Genomic DNA, 24,473 nt, shown 5'->3' on the forward strand with positions numbered 1-24,473 from the left:
CCGTGCCGGTGGTGCGGACCTGGCGTCGTAGCGCTCCCCAGCCCGACGCGGGCTGGGAGTTCCAGGTGCGTCCGCGCCGGGCGACTCGCACCGCCATCGTGGTCGCGATCGTCATCCTCGTCGCGTTCACCGCGGGTGGGCTGCTGCTGCGCACCGGGTCGACCGGAGTGAACTTCCGGGTCGCCGATCAGGTCGCGATGATCCTGATCGGGGTGGTCGGGGCGGGCGCGGTACTGATGCTCACCCGTCCGCGAGTGCGCGTGGGCAGCCAGGGTGTCGCGGTGCGCAACATCCTGGGCGAGCAGGTGTACCCGTGGACCTACATCCGTGGCGCGTCCTTCCCGGACCGCAAGGCATGGGCCCGCCTCGAACTGGCCGACGACGATTACGTCCCGATGCTGGCGATCCGTTCCAACGACAAGACCCACGCCGCCGACGCCATCGAGCGCGTCCGCGAACTCGGCGCCCGCTACGCCCCGCAGAACTGACTTCGCTGAGCGGTTGGCACCTGGAGCCGACTGATTGCCGGCAACGCTGCTGTCTGTGCGCCACCGAGTAGTGACGCACAGACAGCGCATCAGCGGGTATCGCCGAGGACCGCTCCCTCGCGGCGCGGATCCGCACCGCCGATCCAGCCGTCCTTGCCGTTGTGCTGCAGGGCGCTGAGCCCGCTGGACTGCGGTGCCACCGACACCTGATGGCCCATTGCCCGCAGCTTCTCGACCAGGGGATCGTGGTCGCCGTTGTCGGTCGCATTGATATCGGGGTGCTCACCGCCGACGCCGGTGACCGGCGTATTGCCCGCGCCGAACGACACCCCGGAGACCGCCTGTTGCGGGTCGAGACCCCAATCCAGCGCATTGACCAGCGTTTTCACGACGAACTGGATGATCACCGAACCACCGGGTGAACCCGTGACGAGCTTCAGCTCGCCACGGTCGCCCTGATCGTCACGATCGAACACCAGGGTCGGGGCCATCGAACTGCGCGGGCGCTTGTTGGGCTGGAGCCGGTTGGCCACGGGTGTCCCGTCGGGGTCGACCGGGTCGGCAGCGAAGTCGGTGAGCTGATTGTTGAGCACGAACCCGTCGACGAGATGGAAAGACCCGAACGCCGATTCGACCGTCGTGGTCATGGCGGCGGCGTTGCCGTACTTGTCGATGACGGAGATGTGGCTGGTGCCGTGCTCGGGCGGCTGCGGACCGTTGCCGAGGGGGACCGGCCCGAGGTTGCCGGGCTTGGCGGTACCCATGCTGCGCTGCGGGTCGATCAGCGTCGACCGTTCCTTGAGGTACTGCGGGTGCACGAGCGAGAGCGCCGAATTGCCCGGCAGCGGAACGAAATCCGGGTCGGCGACGTACTTGTTGCGGTCGGCGTAGGCCAGTCGCTCCGCTTCGGAGATCAGGTGCACGGCCTGCGCGTCGGGACGCCCGCCGTTGGCATCGAGCTCCTGTGGGCGCAGCGCCGGGAGATCGAAATTGGCGAGAATGCCCAGCGTCGCCGCGACGGTGCTGCCGCCCGAGGACGGCGCGGGCATGCCGCACAGTTCGTACTTGCGATACCCGGTGCACAGCGCCGTGCGCTTCTTCGCCTCGTAATTCGCCAGGTCGGTGGTGGTCAGCGCGCTGGGGGTGCGACCGCCCGCCGTGCTGCCCGCCGCCTCGACGATATCCTGGGCGATGGCGCCGCTGTAGAAGGCCTTCGCGCCGTCGGTCGCGATCGCCGAGAGCGTTTTCGCCAGTGCCGGATTGGTGAGGACGGTGCCCGACTTCTTGGGCGAGCCGTCGGCTTCGAGGAAGTAGCCACGCGCGGCCTCGTCGGCGGCCAGGTCTTTCGCGGATTCGGCGATCTGGCCTGCCAGCCGCGGACTGATCTCGAAACCGTTGTCGGACAGGCTGATCGCGGGATCGAACAGTTCCTTCCAGGCGCTCATCCCGTGTTCGGAATGTGCGAGTTCGAGCATCCGCAGCACTCCGGGCACGCCGATGGAACGACCGCTGGCGCGGGTGTTCGGCGCGGGTTCGGTGCGGTCGGTGTCGCTGACCCAGCGCAGATAGTTCTCGGTCGCCGCGGCAGGAGCGGTCTCGCGGCCGTCGTAGGTGTCGACCGTGCGCGACTTCGCGTCGTAGTGCACCAGGAAGGCGCCGCCGCCGATGCCGGAAGCCTGTGGCTCGACCAGACCGAGGACTGCCTGTGCGGTCACCAGGGCATCGGCCGCGGTGCCACCCGCCCGCAGCACCCGGCATGCGGCCTCGGTGGCGATCGGGTTCGCGGTCGACACCGCGTAGGTGCTGGTACGCACCGCCGTCATGTCCGAGCGATAGCCCGACGCGATCTCAGGATTGGTGCTGAGATTCTGCGAGGTCGGCGCCCCTGTGCCGGTGGTGGGTGCCGCGGACACGGGAGTGCCGTTGGGCGTGCTCGTGCATTCCGCGGCCGCTTTCTCGTCTGTCGAACATCCGGCCAGTACCCCCACCGCGAGCACTGCGGCCGTCGTGGCCCCGATCCACGTCCGTCGCCTTGGCGTCATCCAGCCAGGGTAACCCGGCGGTACGACGCGATTCGATCTTTTTCCGGGCGCACTGTCTTCGTCTCGCTACCCTGGCTGCCATGGACATCGACGCGGTGCTGTTCGACTTCTCCGGCACGGTCTTCCGTCTGGAGGACGACCGGACCTGGGCTCACGAACTGGTCGGGGACGACGGGACGCCGTTCGACGTGGCGGCGAAAGCCGAAGTGATGCGCCGGATGACCGCGCCGGTCGAACAGTTCATGACCTTCGACGCGGTGGGCCAACACGCCTGGGACAACCGCGATCTCGACCCCGCCCTGCACCGGTATGCCTACCTGGAGGTGCTGCGCGGCTCCGATGTTCCCGAAGCCCAGGCGATCCGGCTCTACGAACGCCTCACCGACCCACTCGCCTGGACCCCCTATCCCGACACGGGAACTGTCCTGGAATCGCTTGCTGCCCAGGGAATCCCGATCGGTATCGTCAGCAATATCGCCTACGACATCCGCCCCGCCTTCGCGAAACACGGCTGGACCGACCTCATCGGCTCGATGACGCTGTCCTTCGAAATAGGTGCCATCAAACCGAACCCGCAGATCTTCCGCGACGCGACCGACCGCCTCGGCGTCACCCCCGACCGCGTCCTCATGATCGGCGACAGCGCCGAGGCCGACGGCGGCGCCACCACCCTCGGCGCCCGCTTCGCCCTCGTCGACCCGCTGCCCACCATCGACCGCCCGCGCGCGCTCATCGACGCCCTCGCCGAGCACGGCATCCGCACGGGCGGCTGACGCGTTCGGTCCTGACCGCCTCGATCAGCGTTCGCGCAGAAACCACCTGCGTGCCGAGGGTCGCAGGAGCAGGCCGGCGACGGCTCCGTTGGCGACGATGCCGACGGCCCCCGGTGGCAGACCGGTGAGGATGCCTGTCGAGGACACCAGGAGTGCGAGCACCGCGACCCCGATCGCCGCCTTGCGCACCAGGTCACCGGCCTGCCGGAACAACAGCACCAGCGGGACCAGCGCGAAGGACGGCAGGTACCCGGCGAGCAGCGCGCCGAGCGAGCCACCCAGCGCCACCGTGATCGCGATCAGCACCACGCCGACAGCGGCGGCGACCGCCGCGATCAGGCGCGCCCCGCGCACCGTGCCGGGCATGACCCCGTGCGGGGTCACCTCGTCGTCGTACAGGTCTTCACCGGTTTGCGGCAGGGCGGCGGCGTTGCTCATCGGACGTCCTTTCAGGCACAGAATCCGAGGTCCCACGCTACACAGGGGCGTGCTCGGCACATCCGGCCTGTCGCCGCCGCGGTTCACCGCGATCGCCGGAACCGTCGTGGCCGAACGCTGCCCGCTCCGGTCGGCACCTCGGCGGTGCGGACCTGTCGGGGCCCCTCGCTAGGCTGGATGGGTGGCAGATCCCGCGACGTACCGGCCGGCGCCGGGCACGATTCCCGTCGAACCCGGTGTGTACAAGTTCCGGGACGTGCACGGGCGGGTCATCTATGTGGGTAAGGCGAAGAGTCTGCGGAGCCGGCTGAACTCCTACTTCGCCGATGTGTACTCGTTGCATCCGCGCACCAAGCAGATGGTCACCACGGCGGCCGCTGTCGAGTGGACGGTGGTGTCCACCGAGGTGGAGGCGCTGCAGCTCGAGTACAACTGGATCAAGGAATTCGATCCGCGATTCAACGTCCGATACCGCGACGACAAGACCTATCCGGTGCTCGCGGTGACCCTCAACGAGGAGTATCCGCGACTGTTCGTCTACCGGGGCGCGCGCAAGAAGGGCGTGCGCTACTTCGGTCCCTACGCGCATGCCTGGGCCATCCGCGAGACCCTCGACCTGTTGCTGCGGGTGTTCCCCGCGCGAACCTGCTCCAACGGAGTCTTCAAGCGGCACAGCCAGATCGGGCGTCCGTGCCTGCTCGGCTACATCGACAAGTGTTCCGCGCCGTGCGTGGGCCGGGTCAGCGCCGACGAGCACCGCCAGATCGTCGAGGACTTCTGCGACTTCCTGTCCGGCAAGACCGACAAGATGGTGCGCGCGCTCGAACGGCGCATGCACGAGGCCGCCGAAGACCTCGACTTCGAGAACGCCGCCCGCCTGCGCGACGACGTGCAGGCGCTACGGCGGGCCCTCGAAAAGCAGGCCGTGGTGCTCGGCACCGGCACCGACGCCGATGTGATCGCCTTCGCCACCGACGAACTGGAAGCCGCGGTCCAGATCTTCCACGTCCGCGACGGACGCGTCCGCGGCCAGCGTGGCTGGGTCGTCGACAAATCCGGCGACGCGCTCGACGTCGCGGAATCGGGAACCGAGATGGCTGCCCTGGTCGAACAGTTCCTCACCCAGTTCTACGGCGAGCAGGCCGCCATGGCGGACCAGAACGGTGACGCCGCCATCGTCGTCCCGCGGGAAGTGCTGGTCCCCGAACTGCCCGCCGACGCCGAGGAGATCGGGGAGTGGCTCAGCAAGATGCGCGGCTCCGGGGTCTCGCTGCGCATCCCGCAGCGCGGCGACAAGAAGGCTCTCGCCGAGACGGTGCAGCGCAACGCCGCCGAGGCGCTGGCTCAGCACAAGCTCCGCCGGGCCGGTGATCTCACGTCGAGATCGCAAGCACTGCAAGACATTCAGGACGCACTCGAACTCGACAGTGCCCCGCTGCGGATCGAATGCGTCGACATCAGCCATGTGCAGGGCACCGACGTCGTCGCCTCGCTGGTGGTCTTCGAAGACGGCCTGGCCCGCAAGTCCGACTACCGCCACTACGCGATCAAGGAAGCCGCGGGCGACGGCCGCTCCGACGATGTCGGCAGCATCGCCGAGGTGACCCGCCGCCGCTTCGCCCGGCTGGCCCGCGACCGCGAACAACCCGTCGAGATCGAACCCGACGAGGTCGACGAACCCGCCTCACGCCCCGGCATCGATCCCACCACCGGCCGACCGCGCCGCTTCGCCTACCCGCCCAACCTCTATGTCGTCGACGGCGGCGCACCCCAGGTCGCCGCCGCGGCCGAGGTCCTCGACGAACTCGGCATCACCGATGTCGCGGTGATCGGCCTGGCCAAACGACTCGAAGAGGTCTGGGTGCCCGGCGAAGCCGACCCCGTGATCATGCCGCGCAACAGCGAGGCGCTGTTCCTGCTGCAACGCGTGCGCGACGAAGCCCACCGCTTCGCCATCACCTTCCACCGCAGCAAACGCTCACGCCGGATGACGGCGTCGGCGCTGGATTCGGTGCCGGGCCTCGGCGAGACTCGGCGCACCGCCTTGGTCACCCACTTCGGCTCGGTCGCCAGAATCAAGGACGCGACTGTCGAGGAAATCACCTCGGTGCCCGGAATCGGGGTCTCGACGGCGAAAGCGGTGCTCGCGGCACTCAACAGTCCGTAGCCGCCGACGGCCGGTATCGCAGGACGCAACATTGCGTGTGCCGTACGTTGTGTGTCTGCGCCCGATACCCGAACCGGTGCGGGATGATCGAAAGGCACCCAGAAACGGATCCGGTAGGACATGACACGCGTCGAATCGAATAACAATGCGGGGGCGGCACCCGGGCAATCCGGGACGGTCACCGACACACAGCAACCAGTAGAAGTGGTTATCGTGACCGGCTTGTCCGGCGCGGGCCGCGGCACTGCCGCGCGCGTGCTGGAGGATCTCGGCTGGTACGTGACCGACAACCTACCGCCCGAGCTGATCGGGCGAATGATCGAGCTGGGCGCCGCGGCCGACCCGCCGATCCGGCGGCTCGCGCTGGTCATGGACGTGCGCAGCCGGTTCTTCACCGGCGAGCTCTCCGGTGTCACCGAGCAGTTGCGCGGCGCGGGCATCCGCACCAGAGTGCTGTTCCTCGAGGCCTCCGACGACGTGCTGATCCGGCGGTTCGGCTTCGCCCGGCGCCGTCATCCGCTGCAGAGCGACAGCCCCGACGGGACGCTCTCGGCCGGTCTGACCGCCGAACGAGCCAGGCTCGCCCCGGTCAAGGGGGCCGCCGACCTCGTCATCGACACCACCGAGCTCTCGATCCACCAGCTGCACCGCAAGCTGGAGGAGGCATACGGCGCGGGCGCGCCAGCCGCACTGCAACTGACTGTGCAGTCGTTCGGCTTCAAGTACGGTGTTCCCCTCGACGCCGACATGGTGTTGGACGTGCGATTCCTGCCCAACCCGCATTGGATTCCGGAATTGCGGGAACACACAGGACAGGAGTCGGTGGTCAGCGACTACGTGCTGTCCAGGCCGGGTGCGCGGGACTACCTGCAGACCGGCAAACACCTGGTCGACCTGACGACGACCGGATACCGCCAAGAGGGGAAGCGATACATGACCGTGGCAGTGGGGTGCACCGGCGGCAAACATCGCAGCGTCGCTATCGCCGAGGCACTGGGTGAGCGCATCGGCGCCGATACCGGGCACGTGGCGGTGGACGTCGTGCGCGTCGTCCACCGGGATCTGGGGCGCGAATGAGTGGAATCGAAGCCGACCCAGCCGTCGTCGCGCTGGGCGGCGGACATGGGCTGTACTCGACATTGACGGCCGTGCGCAGGCTGACGAGGCAGATCACCGCCGTCGTCACCGTCGCCGACGACGGCGGGTCCTCCGGTCGGCTGCGCGCCGAGCTGGGCATGCTCCCGCCGGGTGATCTGCGGATGGCCCTGGCCGCGCTGTCCGACGACGCCGACGGTGTGTGGACCACGACGGTGCAGCACCGCTTCGGCGGCACCGGCGCGCTCGCCGGGCACTCGGTGGGCAATCTGATCCTGGCCGGACTCACCGACATCCTCGGTGATCCGGTGGCCGCGCTCGACGAGGTGGGCAGGCTGCTGCGGATCACCGGCCGGGTGCTGCCGATGTCGCCGATTCCGCTCGACATCGAGGCCGAAGTATCGGGCCTGGAGTCGGATCCGCGGATCGGCCGGTGCGTGCGCGGTCAGGTTGCGGTAGCGACCACGCCGGGTAAGGTCCGGCGGGTGCGGCTGATTCCGTCCGATCCGCCTGCCAGCCCCGAGGCGACCTCGGCTATCGACGACGCGGATGTTGTTGTGCTGGGGCCTGGTTCGTGGTTCACCAGCGTCATTCCGCATGTCCTGGTGCCGCAATTGCACGCGGCGCTGGTGCGCACGCGGGCCCGCAAGGTGCTCGTTCTGAATCTGGCGGCGGAGCCCGGCGAGACAGCCGGCTTTTCCGCGGAGCGTCATCTGCATGTATTGTCCCAGCACGCACCGGATTTCACGGTCGACGATGTGCTCGTCGACTCGGCGTCGGTGCCGGAGGGGCGGCAACGGGAACATGTGGCAAGAGCCGCCGAACAGTTGCGGGCACGGGTAACGTTCTGCGATGTCGCCGAGCCGGGAACGGATCGGCATCATCCCGGAAAACTTGCCGCCGCACTGGATCAGCTGATCCGGTCGCCGCGGCCGCAACTGACTGGGCTTCGATTCGAGAGACGGCACAGTGCCTCAGATGTGCACAGTGTTCCAGATGAGCGTTCGGGGTCGGTGGGAAAGGAGCGCGTCTCGTGGCGATGACAGCCGAGGTGAAGGACGAGCTGAGCAGGCTCGTGGTGTCGCAGGTCAGCTCGCGTAAAGCGGAGCTGTCGGCGCTGCTGCGGTTTGCGGGCGGTCTGCACATCGTGGGGGGCAGGGTGATCGTGGAAGCCGAGGTGGACATGGGGTCCATCGCCCGGCGACTGCGCAGAGAGATTTTCGAGCTGTACGGATACGGCTCCGACGTGCATGTGCTCGGCGCGGGTGGGCTACGCAAGACCTCCCGGTACGTGGTGCGGGTGTCGAAGGAAGGCGAGGCGCTGGCGCGTCAGACCGGACTGCTCGATGTGCGCGGCCGCCCCGTGCGCGGGCTACCCGCGCAGGTGGTCGGCGGCAGCATCGGTGACGCCGAAGCGGCATGGCGTGGCGCGTTTCTCGCGCACGGCTCGCTCACCGAACCGGGTCGTTCCTCGGCGCTCGAGGTGAGCTGCCCCGGTCCGGAGGCGGCATTGGCACTGGTCGGCGCGGCGCGCAGGCTCGGCATCACCGCGAAGGCGCGGGAGGTGCGCGGCACGGACCGGGTCGTGGTGCGTGACGGCGAGGCGATCGGTGCCCTGCTCACCCGGATGGGCGCGCAGGACACCAGGCTCACCTGGGAAGAACGTCGGATGCGCCGCGAGGTGCGGGCCACCGCCAACCGGCTCGCCAACTTCGACGACGCGAACCTGCGTCGTTCGGCGCGCGCGGCCGTCGCGGCGGCGGCTCGGGTCGAACGGGCGCTCGAGATCCTCGCCGACGATGTTCCCGAGCATCTCGCCGCGGCGGGCAGGCTGCGGGTGCAGCATCGGCAGGCTTCCCTGGAGGAACTCGGTCAGCTGGCCGAGCCGCCGATGACCAAGGACGCTGTCGCGGGCCGGATCCGGCGATTGCTGTCGATGGCCGATCGGCGCGCCAAGGACCTCGGCATCCCCGATACCGAGTCCGCGGTGACCGCGGAACTGCTCGACGACGCGTAGTAGGAACCGCAACAGACTCCGCACGCCGAAAGGTGTGGCGAATCCGACGATTAGGGCAGAGCGGTCATACATGACCGCTCTGCCCTCTATTCTGGGGTCTCCGCAGGCCTGAGGCCGGGGAGCTCACAACTCACAGGTGGCTGTCGTGAAGGCTGGCGCGGCTACTACTGTGGTTACCGTCGGAATGAATCCGCTTGAAAGCTGAGGAGCGATAACGTGACTGTCCGGGTAGGTATCAACGGCTTCGGTCGTATCGGACGTAATTTCTTCCGTGCGGTGGAGGCGCTGAAGGCCGTCGGCGAGACCGATATCGAGATCGTCGCGGTCAACGACCTCACCGACATCAACACCCTCGCCACCCTGCTGAAGTACGACTCGATCCTGGGTCGTCTGCCGCAGGACGTCTCCGTCGAGGGCGACACCATCGTGGTCGGCGAGCAGCGCATCAAGGCGCTCGCGATCAAGGAAGGCCCCTCGGCACTGCCGTGGGCCGACCTGAACGTCGACGTGGTCGTCGAGTCGACCGGCATCTTCACCGCCGCGGAGAAGGCCAAGGGCCACCTGTCCGCCGGCGCCAAGAAGGTCATCATCTCCGCGCCTGCCACCGGCGACGACATCACCATCGTGATGGGCGTCAACGACGACAAGTACGACGGCAGCCAGAACATCATCTCCAACGCGTCGTGCACCACGAACTGCCTGGGCCCGATCGCCAAGGTGCTCAACGACTCGTTCGGCATCGTGAACGGTCTGATGACCACCATCCACGCTTACACCCAGGACCAGAACCTGCAGGACGCGCCGCACAAGGACCTGCGTCGCGCCCGCGCCGCCGCCCTGAACATCGTGCCCACCGGAACCGGTGCCGCCAAGGCCATCGGCCTGGTGCTGCCCGAACTGCAGGGCAAGCTCGACGGCTACGCGCTGCGCGTTCCGGTCCCGACGGGCTCGGTCACCGACCTCACCGCCACCCTGGCGAAGCCGGCCACCATCGACGAGATCAACGCCGCGATGAAGGCCGCCGCCGAGGGCCCGATGAAGGGCATCCTCAAGTACAACGAGGACCCGATCGTGTCCAGTGACATCGTCACCGACCCCCACTCGTCGATCTACGACGCGCCGCTGACCAAGGTCATCGACAACCAGGTCAAGGTCGTCTCCTGGTACGACAACGAGTGGGGCTACTCGAACCGTCTGGCCAACCTGGTCGATCTCGTCGGCAAGTCGCTCTGAACGCGATGACTGTTCAGACACTGCAGGATCTCCTGGCCGAGGGTGTCGAAGGCCGGGGCGTGCTCGTGCGCTCTGACCTGAACGTTCCCCTCGACGACAATGGTCAGATCACCGATCCGGGCCGCATCATCGCCTCGGTGCCCACCATTCAGGCGCTGGTCGAGGCCGGCGCCAAGGTGGTCGTGATGGCACACCTGGGCCGCCCCAAGGGCGAGCCCGACGCCAAGTTCTCGCTCGCCCCCGTGGCGGCGAAACTGGCCGAGCTGCTGGGGCGCAATGTCCAGCTGGCCGGTGACGTGGTGGGCTACGACGCGCTCTCGCGCTCGGAGGGCCTCACCGACGGCGACGTGCTGCTGCTGGAGAACGTGCGCTTCGATCCGCGCGAGACCAGCAAGGACGAGTCGGAGCGGGCCAAGCTCGCCGCGGCGTTCGTCGAGCTGGTCGGCGACGACGGTGCGTTCGTCTCCGACGGTTTCGGCGTGGTGCACCGCAAGCAGGCGTCGGTCTACGACGTCGCCCAGCAGCTCCCGCACTACGCGGGCACGCTGGTCGCGGCCGAGGTCGAGGTGCTGCAGAAGCTCACCCAGGACCCGGCCCGTCCCTACGCGGTGGTGCTCGGTGGCTCCAAGGTCTCCGACAAACTCGCGGTGATCGAGGCGCTGGCCCCCAAGGTCGACACCCTGGTGATCGGCGGCGGCATGTGCTTCACCTTCCTTGCCGCGCAGGGTCTTCCGGTCGGCGGCTCGCTGCTGCAGGCCGAGATGATCGACACCTGCAAGGATCTGCTCGAGCGCTTCGGCGACGTGCTGCACCTGCCGGTCGACATCGTGGTGGCCGACAAGTTCGCGGCCGACGCCGACACCAAGACCGTCGCGTCGACCGAGATCCCCGACGGCTGGCTCGGCCTGGACATCGGCCCCGAGTCGGTGTCGCGGTTCGCAGCTCTGCTGACCGAGGCCAAGACGGTCTTCTGGAACGGCCCGATGGGCGTGTTCGAGTTCGAGAAGTTCGCCGCGGGTACCCGCGGTGTCGCCGAAGCCATCGTGACCGCTACCTCCAAGGGTGCGTTCACGGTCGTCGGCGGCGGCGACTCGGCGGCCGCCGTGCGGGCGCTCGGCCTGCCCGATGACGGCTTCTCGCACATCTCCACCGGTGGCGGCGCTTCCCTGGAATACCTGGAAGGCAAAGAGCTGCCCGGTATTTCGGTGTTGGAGGGCTGAGCGATGGCAGCACGTAAACCGCTCATCGCGGGCAACTGGAAGATGAACCTCAATCACCTCGAGGCCATCGCGCTGGTGCAGAAGGTGGCGTTCGCGCTGCCCGAGAAGTACTTCGCGAAGGTCGACGTGACGGTGATCCCGCCGTTCACCGATCTGCGCAGTGTGCAGTCGATCGTCGACGGCGACAAGCTCCTGATCACCTACGGCGCCCAGGATGTCTCGGCGCACGACTCCGGTGCCTACACCGGCGAGATCAGCGGGTCGATGCTGGCGAAGCTCGGCTGCACCTTCGTGGTGGTCGGGCACTCGGAACGTCGTCAGTACCACCACGAGGACGACGCGACCGTGCTGGCCAAGGCCAAGCAGGCGCTGAAGAACGAGATCACCCCGATCGTCTGCATCGGTGAGGGTCTCGGTGTCCGCGAGGCGGGCACGCACGTCGAGTACAACCTCGAGCAGCTGCGTGGATCGCTCAAAGGCTTGACGGCGGAACAGATTTCGCAGGTCGTCATCGCCTACGAGCCGGTCTGGGCCATCGGCACCGGCAAGGTCGCCTCGGCGGCCGACGCGCAGGAAGTATGCGGTGCTATCCGCGGCGAGCTGGAGAAGCTGGCTTCTCCGGAGGTCGCCGCCGGTGTGCGCGTGCTCTACGGCGGCTCGGTGAACGCCAAGAACATCGGCGAGCTGATCCGGCAGACCGATATCGACGGCGCGCTGGTCGGCGGTGCTTCGCTCAAGGGTGACGAGTTCGCCACCCTGTCGGCGATCGCCGCGGGCGGTCCGCTGCCCTGATCGGGCACTGAACACCGAAGGGCCGGAAACCGAGTGGTTTCCGGCCCTTCGCTTTTCGTGAACGGGGTGCGGCTACCGCGCGTGCAGGATGAGGCCGTAGCCGTTGTCGTTGCGCAGCGTGAGGGTGTCGGCGTCGATGGTGGCGCTGGTTCGGCCCTCCAGCGCGCGCAGCACGTTCTGCTCGACCTCCATCACCTCCGGCGCGCACATCATCTTGGTGGTGGCGACGGCGAAGTTCACCGCGTCGCCGGGACCGACGCCCGCGGTGCCGGTGATCCGGTTGCAGCCCGCCGAGCCGTTGACGGTGCCGCCGTCACCGATGGTGAGATTCGGGCTCACCTCGTCGAGCGTGGTCGAGCGGATCTGCGCGTCCGGGGTGAGCATGGTGGTGACCACCCACGCGGTCCCGGTCAGCGGCTTGTCGGGAGTCACGATCTTCTTGTCGGTGAGATGGATGGTGACGGACTTGCCCGTCAGCGTCAGCCGATCACCGTCGAGGCGCCAGGTGGGGTCGGATTCCAGGAAATTGCTCTGCCAGGCGTCGGCGCGTTCGCGGTCGCCGGGACAGGCCATCAGGGTGCTCGCCAGTGGCGAGGTGTGCAGGATGTGGTTGCTCAGGTCGACGGTGCCGCCCGCGGAGTTGCAGCCCGAGTTCGCCGAGATCCGTCCGTCGGTGAAGCCGAGCGTCATCGGACCGCCGCCCGGGATCTCGTCGCCGACGACCTCGGTGGAGACATAGGTGTGGCCCATGGGCGTGGCGGTGTCGTCCACCGGTTCCTCCCCGGTCGATCCGCACCCGGCCGCCACCAGGCCGACCAGGGCGAGCGAGGCGGCCAGAGGACGAGGTGATATCCGCATGGAGCCGATGGTACGGACCGCCCCGAGCACTGCTCATCGATGTTCGGGGCGGGTCGCGATCCGGCGGGGAACTACTTACCCGCGTCGCCCGTGCAGCTGGCGCTGGCGAGCTGACCGGTGGCCTGATCCTCGGCGATCACCTTGCCGCCGACCGTGATCTTGCAGGACACCGTTCCGCCGTCGATGCCCGACATGACGCTCAGCGACACGAACTTCACCAGCCCGGTGATCGTCACGTCCTTGGACCACGGCAGCGCGGTATCGGACTCGGTGACCACGTCCAGGCTGCCATCGGTGTAGATGACCGTGGAGGTACCGGTTCCGCCGGCCTGATAGGAGACGGTGACCTCCCGGCTCACCTCGTTCTCGATCTCATTGGCGACCGTGCCGACCAGCGCGACACATCCGCCGACGACCAGCAGCAGGACCACCAGCACCCCGCCGAGCACCCATGGCCACACCTTCTTCTTGCGCGGCGGCTGCGGGTAACCACCCTGGGGCGGGTAGCCACCTTGCTGCGGGTAGCCACCCGAGGGCTGCTGGCCGTAAGGCGGCGGTTGCTGGCCATAGGGCTGCTGCGGATGGCCGGGTGGGACAGTCATGCGATTTTCCTCCGTGTCGTGCAGGCCCGCCGAACGAAACGGGAGCTCTGTACTGATCGCTCGAAAGCGACCAGAAGATAACACCGCATCGACGATTCGCTCTTCTATTGTCTTGCACCACAGTATTTCTGACCGATCACGGGGATCTGTCGCGGAAGCCGTCGCCACTGTCGTCCCGCTGCCTCGGCACGGAGTGCTGGCCGGGGATCTGCGGTCGCCAGGGATATGCTCGACCGGTGAGCACAGTGGCGGCGGAGCGGATCTCGACCTGGGCCCCGTTGCGTTCACCGGTGTTCCGGGCGCTGTGGATCGCCCAGCTCGTGTCGAATCTGGGCACGTGGATGCAGACGGTCGGCGCGCAGTGGATCCTCATCGACCAACCGAACGCCGCGGCACTGGTGTCGTTCGTGCAGACCGCGCTCGCCCTCCCGGTGATGTTGCTGTCGATCCCGTCCGGCGTGCTGGCCGACCTGGTCGACCGGCGCAGGCTGCTGATCGGCGCGCAGACCGGGATGGCGGTCGCCTCGCTCACCCTCACCGTCTTCACCGCCACCGGCCACACCACGCCCGCGGTGCTGCTCAGCCTGCTGTTCCTGCTCGGCTGTGGGCAGGCGCTCACCGCGCCCGCCTGGCAGGCGGTACAGCCCGAGCTGGTGCCGCGCGACCAGATCACCTCGGCGGCGGCGCTGGGCAGCATGAGCGTCAATATCGGCCGAGCCGTCGGGCCCGCCGTGGCGGGTGTGATCGTCTCGATCGCCGGGCCGACCGTGGTGTTCGGGTTCAACACGGTGTCGTTCGTCGGCATCGTCGCGGTGCTGCTGGTGTCGAAGTGGCCGACGCGAACGAGTCCGCTGCCCAGCGAGCGGCCCCTCGCGGCGCTGCAGGCGGGCACCCGCTTCATTCGGGCCGCGCCCGCGATCCGGCGGGTGCTGTTCCGCGCGATCCTGTTCATCGCTCCCGCCAGCGCGGTGTGGTCGCTGCTGCCGGTGATCGCCCACGACCGACTCGGCCTGTCGTCCTCCGGCTACGGTCTGCTGCTCGGCGCGCTCGGGCTCGGCGCGGTGTGTGGCGCGCTCGGATTGTCACGCCTGCGGGTCCTGTTCACCCCCACCCAGCGGCTCGCGCTCGCCGCGGTCCTGTTCGGCATGGGTGCGGTCGCGACCGCACTGGTCCACCACGTGGTGGTGGTGCTCGTGTTGCTGGTGGGATCCGGCCTCGCCTGGTTGCTGGCGATGGCGACGCTGAACTCGACCATGCAGTTGCTGCTGCCCGCCTGGGTGCGCGCCCGTGGGCTGTCGGTGTACATGCTGGTGTTCATGGGTGGGCAGGCCATCGGTTCCCTGCTCTGGGGCCTGGTCGCCGGTGCCTACGGTGCCGTGACGGCACTGTTGATCGCGGCCGCGCTGCTGGCGTGCTGTGCCGTGAGCACCCTATGGTGGCCGATCCGGCACAACGTCGAGGAGATCGACCTCTCCCCGGCGGCGTACTGGCCAGAACCGCAACTCGTCGTCGAGCCCGAACCCGAGGACGGCCCCGTCCTGGTGATGCGCGGCTACGACGTGCCACCCGCCGACGTCGCCGCCTTCACCGACTCGATGGCGCTGGTCGGGCGATCGAGGCAGCGCACAGGCGCGATGGAATGGCGGCTCTACCGCGATGTCGGCACCGTCGACCGGTTCGTCGAGGCCTTCGTCGTGCGGTCATGGGCCGAGCACATGCACCAGCACCAGGTGCGCCTGACCGCCCGTGACCGGGAAATCGAAGAGACCGTCGCCCAGTACTCCGCAGGCCCCCACACGGTCTCACACCTGGTCGCAGTCGAGCCTGGTTAGACCAGTCGGTCCCACACCACCTAGGATGAACCTCATGTCGCTGTTCCTCGATATCCTCCTTGTGATCACCAGCTTGCTGTTGGTGCTGCTGGTGCTGCTGCACCGCGCCAAGGGTGGCGGCTTGTCCAGCCTCTTCGGCGGCGGCGTCCAGTCGAGTCTGTCCGGCTCCACCGTCGTCGAGAAGAACCTCGACCGCATCACCATCTTCGTCGGCATCGTCTGGTTCATCGCGATCCTCGGCATCGGCCTCGAGATCAAGTTCGCCTGACGCGTCAGCTCGACGACACGATCCGCCGGGCCGCTGCTTCGATCGCTGATTCACCGAGCAGGACTGTGTCCGCCGCCGGTCCCAGCGGGATGAAGCTGTCCGCGCTGGTGACCCGCGCGAGCGCGCCGTGGTAACCGCCGTCGATGAGCGCCGCGAAAACCGACTCGGAGACGCCTCCGCTGCGCCTGGTCTCGTCCGCGATCAAGACCCGGCCGGTGGCTGCGGCGTGGTTTAGCAGGTCGGCGGCCGGTAGGGGATTGAGCCAGCGGAGGTCGAGTACTCGTGTGTGAATTCCTTGGGCGGCAAGGCGATTCGCGGTGCGCAGGCTCATCGGGACGCCGTTGCCGAACGTGACGATGGTGAGGTCGGTGCCGTCGCCGTAGGTGCGTGCTGCGCCGATCGGGATGTGGTCGGTGGTGGGGGAGGCCAGCCAGGCTTCGTCGCCTGGATGGAGATCTCTGGTGTGGTACAGGGCGATCGGTTCGACGAACACGCATACCCGGCCGTCGACGCGGGCCGCTGAGACGCAGGTGCGCAGCATGGCTGCGGCGTCGTCGGCGCGCGCGGGCACCGCTACGACAACGCCGGGGATATCGCGCAGCGCGGCCAGGGAATCGTCGTTGTGGAAGTGGCCGCCGAAGCCCTTCTGATAGGCGAGGCCCGCGATGCGTACCACCATCGGATTGCGGTACTGCCCGTTGGAGAAGAATTGGAGAGTGGCCGCTTCGCCACGGATCTGATCGGCCGCGTTGTGGATGTAGGCCAGATACTGGACCTCGGGGATCGGGATGAATCCGGCCAACCCGGTACCGAGCGCGGTGCCGAGGATGGACTGTTCGTCGAGGAGGGTGTCGAAGACCCGACGTGTTCCGAAGCGTTTTCTGAGGCCCTTCGTGACACCGTAGACGCCGCCTTTTCGGCCGACATCCTCGCCGAATACCAGCACATCGGCGTCTCTGGTGAGGAGTTCGCCGAGTGTGTGGTTGATCGCTCGAGCCAGTGTCATCCGGGAGTCAGGCGCCTGTGGTGCGGGAGTCGACGGGCTACAGCGGGTGACGTCTTCGCGGATCGAGGTGGGGTGAGTCGGCGCGAGCGGCGCGATCACGGCCGCCGCGGAATCGAGGCGAGCCTCGTGAACCACCTTGTCGGCGGTCTCCCGCACACGGGCACCGATCCGCTCGTAGCGCTCGAGCAGGTCGCCGGCGTCAGCGGCACCCGCCGCGATCAGGTAGCGGGCGGTGCCGAGGAGGGGATCTCGGGCTAGGTCAGCGGCGATATCGGCCGGACCACGGTAGGCGGACTCGACATCGGACCCGGCGTGTCCACCGAGCCGGACAGTGCGCACGTGCAGGAAGACCGGCACCCGCCAGGTCCGTGCCAGATTCACCGCGTCTTCGGCGGCGCCGAGAACATCGGGCAGATCGCAGCCATCGGCGGCGAGGTAGGTGAGACCCGGCCGTGGACCGTAGGCACGCTCGATCCAGTCCGGCGCGGTGGGCACACTGATGCCGAGCCCGTTGTCCTCGCAGACGAACACCAGCGGCATCGGCACACCCTGATGGGCGGCATGCAGGGCGGCGTTGACCGCCCCGACCGCCGTCGAATGATTGGCCGACGCGTCCCCGAAACTGCACACCACCACCGCATCGGCAGGCCATGGACACGAAATCCCTTGCTTCGCAGCACGATCCAACGCGAATGCCAGCCCCACGGCTCGCGGCAGATGTGAGGCGATGGTCGAGGTCTGCGGAATGATCGATGCCGCCGCGCTGCCGATCACCTTGTGCCGACCACCGGAAATCGGATCGGCGGCCGCCGCGACAACCCCCAGCAGCACATCCCGAATCGGATCCAGCCCCGGAATCTGGCGGCATCGCTGCACGAAGAACGCTGCCGACCGATAGTGCAACAACGCCGGATCATCGACGCGCAGCGCGGCCGCCACTGCCGCGTTTCCCTCATGTCCCGAAGACCCGATGCTGTAGTAGCCCTGCCCAGCGGCCCCCAACCGCCGCGCCACCAGATCGAGATGCCTGCTGGCAGCCTGGGATTCGAACAACTCCACCCCGAACGTGGCATCGATGCTCCCGACCGCGTCGATCCGATCGGACACGACGAGACCGTCCATCGCGGCCCGAAACGCCCCATCCAGGTCAAGCGAACCCAGCGCCACCGCAACACTCCTCGCCCGCAGTCGAGTCGACGTCCGAACCGTCGGCATGCCAAGAACCCGATGCTAGTGCCTGTCCGGCCGGATCCAGGGAGAACCAGAAAGGGGGAAGAATCCCGCAACCGAGAGAGTCGTAGCTGGAGTGTTGGGGTGGTTCGGGCAGCCGGTAGTGTCCGGTGTTCAGGTGGGACGGTGAAGGAGGGGCTATGACGACGCCAGGTGGGCCGGGCGGTCCGTGGGGGTATCAGCAGCAGTCGGGGCCTTTCGGGGCGCCGCCGCAGCAGCCGTATGCGCAGCAGCCGTACGGGCAGCCGAACTTTCCGCCGCAGCAACCGCAATACCAGCAGCCTCCTGCTCACTACAGTGCACCGCAGGCGAATTACGCTGCGCCGCAGCAATCCTCGCCGCCGGGTGGTCCGCAGGAGAGCGCGGCGGTGCAGGCCTATCTGGCGGCGGTTGCCCACCACATGACGATGGGTGGGCTCCAGGTGAGCCGGAGTTGGGTCGGTCCGGTGCTGTCGCTGATCGGCGTCGGGGCGGTGATCAAGAGTTCGCTGAATCCGATCGAACTGGCCGTGTGTGTCGGCCATGCGGGCGAGATCTCACCCGCCACCGTCGCCGGATTCACCAGGCAGGTCGATGAATTCGCCCGCTCGATTCGGCGCCCGAGCGCCTTCGCGATGAAGGGTGGCGCGTGCGCCGTCGCCGCGCTGATATCCGATCGTGTACACCCGGCCAGCTTCGGCGCCGTCACCAACAAGGCGATGAGCTTCGGCACCGTCGTCGTACCCGCGGTGATCGACCTGAGTAACCGGCAGATGATGATCGCCCAGAACACTCCGGTGATGGGATTCGCGATGTGGAGTACCGTGCGCGGCAAAGCCGGTATGTACCTTCCGGATCCACGCGCGGTCCTGGGCTGACAGCCGGCAATGGGCCCCGCGAATCGGTGATCGCGCGAATGGCGTAAGGGCTGCGGCAGCACCTGCTCGCGAGGTGACCGCATGTTTCCGAAAGCGCAGTGGTGGTCGCGGCTGTCAGGGTAGCGCTACGCCGCCGGGAGGCGGGCGGTGAGTGAGCGCCAGGAGGCAGATCATGCGAGGCAGAGTTCCTGTTCGGATGCGGGTGTTGGCCGCACTGAAGAGTGGGCCGGATTGGGATTCGATCACCCCGGCGGAGGTTGTCGAGGGGCGTGCGGCGCAGGAGCAGTTGCGTCGGTCGGCTTTCGGGACGTTCATCACCGGTCGGTCGCATCGCGGTGCGCTCGGTACCGATCACACGCTCGAACTGGCCGGTCGCACGCTGCGTGTTCGCGTGCATCGGCCGGTGGGCGGTGGTTCGGGGTTGCCGTTGATCGTCGCGTTTCACGGTGGTGGGTTCATCACGGGAGTTCCTGAGCAGGACGATTGGCTGCTGAGTCACCTGGCTGCCGAGTGTCCGGCGGTGGTCGCCTCGGTGGACTACCGGCTGGCGCCCGAGCATCCGATTCCCGCCGCTGTCGAGGATGCCCGCGACGCGGTACCGCTTCTTGTCGCGCGGGCGGGGGAGTGGGGTGCGGACGGTATTCGGGTCGCGCTGCTCGGTAGTAGCGCGGGTGCCACCCTCGCGGCGTTGACCGCCTTCGACATTCGTGACCTGCGGACGCAGGTACTGATCAACCCCCAACTCGATTGGACCGACGGGGTCTTCGACTATCCCTCGTTCACCGAGAACGCGGACAGCCCCACCGCGACCCCCGCGAACTGCCGTGCGGTGCAACGCATCGCGCTCCCCGAGGGATTCGACGCGCGACAGATATCGCCGATGTTCCACGACGATCTCGCCGGTGGCGCCCCCACCCTCATCCAGTCCGCCGGTCTCGATCCGCTGGAAGATCAATCGCCCGCCTACGCCGATCGTCTGCGGCAAGCGGGGGTCGAGGTAACGCTGACCCGCTATCCCGAGGCGACACACGGTTTCCTGAGCATGCGGGGGCTGATCCCGGCCGCTGGACCCGCCCGCGCGGAGATCCTCGACCATCTGCGAAGCCACCTGGCTGTGCGCTCGGGAGTGCGTCGATGACCACCGTCGACGAACAGCCCACTCGGGCAACGAGTCTCATGAGCTTGCTTCGGCCGTATCTCGGCGGTTTCGGCGCGGTGGTGATCCTGCAGGTCGTCGGGGCCGTGGCCGGGTTGGCTCCTTTGCTGGCGGTGGTCGAGCTGGGCCGAATCCTGTTGTCGCCCGGCGAGGTCGACCACGCTCATGCGTGGCTCGTCGTGCTGGCCGGCGCGGTGGGGCTGCTCGTCCGATTGCTGTGTACCGCAGGCTCTTCGGCGATCGGTCACCTCCTCGACGATCGTGTCCAGCTGTCGTTGCGGCGGCAACTGGCCGATCAGCTGGGTCGGGTGCCGATCGGCTGGTTCGCGCGGCGACGCACCGGTGAGCTGGCGAAGATCGTCGGCGACGACGTGAGCGCGGTGCATCCTTTCATCGCGCACGCGCCCGGCGAACTGGTGTCGGCGTTCGCGGTGCCGTCGGTCTCGCTGATCTACCTGTTCACCGTCGACTGGCGGCTCACGCTCATCACCCTGATTCCGGTGGTGCTGGCGATCGCGCTCGTCCCCTTGATGATGACCCCCACCCGGCTGCGCGAACAGCAGGATTTCGACACTGCCATGGGTGGTATCGCCAGCTCGGTCGTCGAGTTCGTGCAGGGCATCGCGGTGGTCAAGGCCTTCGGCGGGTCCGAACGCGCCCATCGCCGATTCCGCACCGCCACTGATGATTTCGCCGACATCTTCCTGCGGATGGTGCGTGGCCTGGCGGGTATCGCGGCGGGCATGCAGGTGGCGCTGTCGCCGCCGTTCGTATTGCTGGTGGTGCTGATCGGCGGCACGGTGCTGATCACGAACGGCGGAATGGCCCCGGCCGATCTGCTGCCGTTCCTGCTGCTCGGCATCGGGCTCACCGCCCCCGTGGCGGCCCTCGGACACGGTTTCGACGACCTCCAGGCCGCGCGGCGCGCGGTAGGCCGGATACGCGACGTACTCGACGAGGCGCCGCTGCCCGAGCCGACCCGACCGAGGATGCCGCAGGGGCATCGCGTGCGGTTGGCGGACGTCCGGTTCGGCTACGACGCCGAACACGAAGTGCTGCGCGGGATCGACCTGGTACTGGAGCCCGGCACTGTCACCGCACTCGTCGGACCGTCGGGCAGCGGCAAATCCACCCTGGTCCAGCTACTGCCGCGGTTCTTCGACCCGACCCACGGCACGGTCTCCCTCGGCGGCGTCGACCTGCGCGAACTCGGTAGCCGCGAGCTCTATCGGACGGTCTCGTTCGTCTTCCAGGACGTGCGGCTGCTGCGGGCCTCGGTCGCGGACAATATCGCCCTCGCCGTTCCCTCTGCCGACCGTAACGCCGTGGTACGCGCGGCCCGCCTGGCCAACATCCACGACCGCGTCCTCGAACTGCCGCACGGCTACGACACGGTGATCAGCGACGATGCGGTCTTGTCCGGCGGTGAGGCACAGCGGATTTCGCTGGCTCGTGCCCTGCTCGCCGATACTCCGGTACTGGTCCTCGATGAAGCGACCGCCTTCGCCGACCCGCAGACCGAGCAGGCCGTCCGGCAGGCGCTGGCATCGCTGGGACGTGACCGGACCATCCTGGTCATCGCCCACCGGCTGGAAACGATCGCCGACGCCGACACCGTCGTGATGCTCGACAACGGCACGATCGTCGAACAGGGCAGACCCGCGGATCTGCTTGCCCGACCGGGAAGATTCGCCGACTTCTGGCACGCGCACCGAACGGTGACCGCGGAACTACAGGGAGACCCACGATGATTCGCATGCTGTTGCGCGTGCTCGGAGCCGACTACGCAGGTCCGGTTCGGCGCACGGTCGCGCTGATGACGGTCACCGCGGTCGCCGAGGGCCTGTCCTATGCGCTGCTGGTTCCGGTACTGCGGGAGCTGTTCGGTGACGACCCCGCCGCTGCCCGACCCTGGCTGATCGCACTGGGTGGTGCCGTCGCCGTCTATGCCGTCCTGCGCTACCGCAGTGACCTTTCCGGATTCCGCGTCGGCACCACGCTGCTGCGCGGGGTGTACTACCGGCTCGGCGACCACCTGGCCCGACTGCCCATCGGTTGGTACACGGCCGGTCGGGTGGGTGAGGTGTCGGTGCTCGCCAGTCGCGGTGTGCTGCAGGCGTTGAGCGTGCTCGCACACCTGCTGGCGCCGCTCATCTCGGCGGCCGTGACGCCGCTGACGATCATCGTCGTGATGTTCGTGTTCAATTGGCAGCTGGGGTTGGCCGCGGCCGCCGCCGTGCCGCTCGTGGCGGCTATCCAGGTCCGGTCGGGGCGTGCGATGGCGGCCGGTGACGCGCAGCGACACGAACGCGACCACGACGCCGCGCAGCGGGTGATCGAATATCTGCAGGCCCAGCCTGTTCTGCGGGCCGGAGGGCGTACCGCGCAACGGTTCGACCTGCTCGACGGTTCGCTCCAGGAAGTCGCGCGCACCTCGCGCCGCCGAGCCTTCACGGCGCTGCCCGGAATCCTCGGTCTCTCGCTCGCGGTGCAAGCGGTGTTCACCGGTTTGCTCGCCCTCGGCACGTATCTGGCTCTCGGCGGAGACATCGGTGCGGCGGAATTCCTGGCGATCCTGATTCTGGCTGCTCGGTGCGCCGACCCGCTGCTGTCCCTCGCTGATATCGGCGGCCGGCTGCGCGGTGCCCGATCCGAGCTGGTGCGCCTCGAGGCGCTGCTGCGGACCGAAACCTTGCCGGAACCCGGCACGCCCCTGGAACCGCGGGCTCATGACCTGACCTTCGATGCCGTCACCTTCCGGCACGGCACCCGCACGGTGCTCGACGAGGTCTCGCTGACGATTCCCCGCGGACAACGGCTGGCCGTGGTCGGGCCGTCCGGCGCGGGCAAAACCACTCTCCTGCAACTGATCGCCCGCTTCTACGATGTCGACGCGGGCACCGTCAGCATCGGCGGCGTCGACGTGCGCTCCATCAGCACCGAAACACTGATGGCCCAGTTCGCCATCGTCTTCCAGGACGTCTACCTGTTCGACGGGACGATCGAGGACAACATCCGCCTCGGCCGCCCCGACGCCACCGACGACGAGGTGCGAACCGCCGCCACCGCGGCCCGCCTCGACGAGGTGATCGACCGGCTCCCCGGCGGCTGGACAACGAACGTCGGCGAAGGCGGCACCCTCCTGTCCGGTGGTGAGCGCCAACGCGTTTCGATCGCCCGAGCCCTGCTGAAAGACGCCCCGATCGTCTTGCTCGACGAGGTGACCTCCGCCCTCGACCCGCTGAACGAGGCCGCGGTCCACGAGGGCATCGAACGCCTGATGTCCGGCCGAACCGTGGTCATGGTGGCCCATCGCCTGCGCACCGTCCACCGCGCCGACCGCATCATCTTCCTCGACAACGCCCACATCGCGGAAGACGGCACCCACGAAGAACTCCTCCACCGAGCAGGCCGCTACGCCGACTTCTAGACGAGCTCCTTCACCCCGGTCACCTGACCCGTTCTCTGGTACTGCCGCTATCGTGGCCAGTCCCACCAGTCATCGGACAGCAGTAGATTGTCGTCGGGAAGCCAACTCCCCGGGGCGATTCCGGTGCCGTCACCGGGATCGCCCCACGGGGCGAACGGATCGGCGGGGACGAAGTCGGACTCCGCCGGATTCAGCTCGGCACTCGGTGATCCGCTCGCCGGTTCGGTGTCGCCGCAGACGGGATCCGGGGCGTCGCCACGGATCGGTTCCGGGATATCGCGCGAGTCGTGGGTGATCGATCGGTTGGGGGGCGCGTCAGTAGTCGTGTTGCCTGGATGGGGTGCGATGGGCCGCTGATTCGGCGGCGCGGGGCGTTTGGCCCTCGGCAGCGGTGCGAAGGTGACCGGATCGAATTCCGAGAGGTTCGGCGGCGCGGTGGATTGCCGGGGCGGTGTCGGACGGGTTGTCGTTCTCCCGCGCTCCGCGGGTTGACGTGAGGTCGACCGACTCAGCGGTTCGGCCGACGGCGAGTTGCTCCGCAGGCGTGGAGCACTCCCACCTTCTCTGCTCGTCGAAGAGGGACGCGTCAGCGGCGGGGAACTCTTCGGTGCCGCAACAGTTTCAGGCTCGATGCGGGGCCGGGAAAGTTTGTCGACGACCTCCTGGCGTTCGTCGTGTAGCCGCGGGTCGCTGGTCAGCGCCGCAACCGCTGCCCGCATGGTCGCGGTAGCCTCGGTAACCGCTTCGCGATGCAGATCGGCAATCAGCGAAACAACCACCGCCGCACTGAGCTCGGCGCCACCCTCGCCCAGTTCGATGCTGTGGATCGTGCCGTTCGCGCCGGCTTCGAGGCGAAGGCTCCCGTCGGCACTGACCGCCCGGCCCCTCGCATCGGTGAGCGCGCGTTGGAGCTGTTCGATATGACCCGAGACCGGGTCGATGTCCCCCATGGGTTGAGCCTTCTGTCCG

At 68.0% G+C, this 24,473-nt stretch carries 21 protein-coding genes; 15 read left to right on the top strand and 6 right to left on the bottom strand.

Features of this window, described 5'->3' with window-relative positions; translation table 11 throughout:
• Window positions 1-2 precede the first annotated feature (2 nt).
• A complete protein-coding gene (locus ACWF99_RS08690; protein ID WP_452535957.1) occupies window positions 3-488 on the top strand; it encodes a PH domain-containing protein in 486 nt (161 codons plus the stop codon).
• Window positions 489-577: 89 nt separating this feature from the next.
• On the opposite strand, the gene ggt is transcribed toward ACWF99_RS08690, so the two are convergent.
• Window positions 578-2,530 (bottom strand): gamma-glutamyltransferase, encoded by a 1,953-nt coding sequence (gene ggt / locus ACWF99_RS08695; RefSeq protein WP_452535531.1) that lies wholly within the window; start codon window positions 2,528-2,530, stop codon window positions 578-580.
• Between the two features lie 80 nt (window positions 2,531-2,610).
• Here ggt and ACWF99_RS08700 point away from each other — a divergent pair, with 80 nt between their 5' ends.
• Window positions 2,611-3,303 (top strand): HAD family hydrolase, encoded by a 693-nt coding sequence (locus ACWF99_RS08700; protein ID WP_452535532.1) that lies wholly within the window; start codon window positions 2,611-2,613, stop codon window positions 3,301-3,303.
• Between the two features lie 24 nt (window positions 3,304-3,327).
• On the opposite strand, the gene ACWF99_RS08705 is transcribed toward ACWF99_RS08700, so the two are convergent.
• Window positions 3,328-3,741 carry a hypothetical protein gene (locus ACWF99_RS08705; protein ID WP_452535533.1) on the bottom strand — a complete coding sequence of 138 codons (414 nt, stop codon included), beginning with the start codon at window positions 3,739-3,741 and terminating at the stop codon, window positions 3,328-3,330.
• 181 nt (window positions 3,742-3,922) lie between these two features.
• Here ACWF99_RS08705 and uvrC point away from each other — a divergent pair, with 181 nt between their 5' ends.
• From uvrC to tpiA, 7 genes are all read left to right on the top strand, one after another.
• Entirely contained in the window at window positions 3,923-5,908 is a 1,986-nt protein-coding gene (gene uvrC, locus ACWF99_RS08710; protein ID WP_452535534.1) for an excinuclease ABC subunit UvrC, read from the top strand.
• Window positions 5,909-6,028: 120 nt separating this feature from the next.
• On the top strand, window positions 6,029-6,985 hold the full coding sequence (gene rapZ / locus ACWF99_RS08715; protein ID WP_358062678.1) for an RNase adapter RapZ: 957 nt from the start codon (window positions 6,029-6,031) through the stop codon (window positions 6,983-6,985).
• A complete protein-coding gene (locus tag ACWF99_RS08720) occupies window positions 6,982-8,046 on the top strand; it encodes a gluconeogenesis factor YvcK family protein (RefSeq protein ID WP_452535535.1) in 1,065 nt (354 codons plus the stop codon). Before rapZ ends, ACWF99_RS08720 begins: the two co-directional genes overlap by 4 nt.
• Window positions 8,037-9,020 (top strand): DNA-binding protein WhiA, encoded by a 984-nt coding sequence (gene whiA / locus ACWF99_RS08725; protein WP_056810477.1) that lies wholly within the window; start codon window positions 8,037-8,039, stop codon window positions 9,018-9,020. The genes ACWF99_RS08720 and whiA overlap by 10 nt, the downstream gene beginning before the upstream one ends.
• A gap of 216 nt (window positions 9,021-9,236) precedes the next feature.
• Complete coding sequence (gene gap / locus ACWF99_RS08730; protein ID WP_378627065.1) at window positions 9,237-10,253, top strand: type I glyceraldehyde-3-phosphate dehydrogenase; 1,017 nt, start codon at window positions 9,237-9,239, stop codon at window positions 10,251-10,253.
• A gap of 5 nt (window positions 10,254-10,258) precedes the next feature.
• Window positions 10,259-11,473, top strand: coding sequence for a phosphoglycerate kinase (locus ACWF99_RS08735; protein ID WP_378627067.1), 1,215 nt, complete (start codon window positions 10,259-10,261; stop codon window positions 11,471-11,473).
• 3 nt (window positions 11,474-11,476) lie between these two features.
• Window positions 11,477-12,265, top strand: coding sequence for a triose-phosphate isomerase (tpiA, locus tag ACWF99_RS08740; protein ID WP_452535536.1), 789 nt, complete (start codon window positions 11,477-11,479; stop codon window positions 12,263-12,265).
• 72 nt (window positions 12,266-12,337) lie between these two features.
• Here the strand turns inward: tpiA and ACWF99_RS08745 are convergent, their stop codons facing one another.
• Together ACWF99_RS08745 and ACWF99_RS08750 are read right to left on the bottom strand one after the other, a co-directional pair.
• Entirely contained in the window at window positions 12,338-13,123 is a 786-nt protein-coding gene (locus ACWF99_RS08745; protein WP_378656007.1) for an META domain-containing protein, read from the bottom strand.
• Between the two features lie 71 nt (window positions 13,124-13,194).
• Window positions 13,195-13,725, bottom strand: coding sequence for an MmpS family transport accessory protein (locus tag ACWF99_RS08750; protein ID WP_378627072.1), 531 nt, complete (start codon window positions 13,723-13,725; stop codon window positions 13,195-13,197).
• A gap of 236 nt (window positions 13,726-13,961) precedes the next feature.
• Here ACWF99_RS08750 and ACWF99_RS08755 point away from each other — a divergent pair, with 236 nt between their 5' ends.
• The gene (locus ACWF99_RS08755; protein ID WP_452535537.1) at window positions 13,962-15,557 is read left to right on the top strand and encodes an MFS transporter; all 1,596 of its coding nucleotides are present in this window, start codon (window positions 13,962-13,964) and stop codon (window positions 15,555-15,557) included.
• Window positions 15,558-15,591: 34 nt separating this feature from the next.
• The gene (gene secG / locus ACWF99_RS08760; RefSeq protein ID WP_101468684.1) at window positions 15,592-15,825 is read left to right on the top strand and encodes a preprotein translocase subunit SecG; all 234 of its coding nucleotides are present in this window, start codon (window positions 15,592-15,594) and stop codon (window positions 15,823-15,825) included.
• Between the two features lie 4 nt (window positions 15,826-15,829).
• Here secG and ACWF99_RS08765 read toward each other — a convergent pair whose 3' ends face one another.
• Window positions 15,830-17,953 (bottom strand): thiamine pyrophosphate-dependent enzyme, encoded by a 2,124-nt coding sequence (locus tag ACWF99_RS08765; RefSeq protein ID WP_452535958.1) that lies wholly within the window; start codon window positions 17,951-17,953, stop codon window positions 15,830-15,832.
• A gap of 248 nt (window positions 17,954-18,201) precedes the next feature.
• Between ACWF99_RS08765 and ACWF99_RS08770 the strand changes: the two genes are divergently transcribed.
• The 4 genes from ACWF99_RS08770 (at window position 18,202) to ACWF99_RS08785 (ending at window position 23,504) form a co-directional block, all read left to right on the top strand.
• Window positions 18,202-18,918 (top strand): hypothetical protein, encoded by a 717-nt coding sequence (locus tag ACWF99_RS08770; RefSeq protein ID WP_378656013.1) that lies wholly within the window; start codon window positions 18,202-18,204, stop codon window positions 18,916-18,918.
• Between the two features lie 172 nt (window positions 18,919-19,090).
• Window positions 19,091-20,056, top strand: a complete 966-nt coding sequence (locus tag ACWF99_RS08775; protein ID WP_378627078.1) for an alpha/beta hydrolase — start codon at window positions 19,091-19,093, stop codon at window positions 20,054-20,056.
• 38 nt (window positions 20,057-20,094) lie between these two features.
• The gene (locus tag ACWF99_RS08780) at window positions 20,095-21,825 is read left to right on the top strand and encodes an ABC transporter ATP-binding protein (RefSeq protein ID WP_452535538.1); all 1,731 of its coding nucleotides are present in this window, start codon (window positions 20,095-20,097) and stop codon (window positions 21,823-21,825) included.
• Entirely contained in the window at window positions 21,822-23,504 is a 1,683-nt protein-coding gene (locus ACWF99_RS08785) for an ABC transporter ATP-binding protein (RefSeq protein WP_452535539.1), read from the top strand. The genes ACWF99_RS08780 and ACWF99_RS08785 overlap by 4 nt, the downstream gene beginning before the upstream one ends.
• A gap of 47 nt (window positions 23,505-23,551) precedes the next feature.
• Here ACWF99_RS08785 and ACWF99_RS08790 read toward each other — a convergent pair whose 3' ends face one another.
• Entirely contained in the window at window positions 23,552-24,454 is a 903-nt protein-coding gene (locus tag ACWF99_RS08790) for a hypothetical protein (protein ID WP_452535540.1), read from the bottom strand.
• Between the last annotated feature and the right edge of the window lie 19 nt (window positions 24,455-24,473).

The organism is Nocardia sp. NPDC055002, assembly GCF_053608825.1.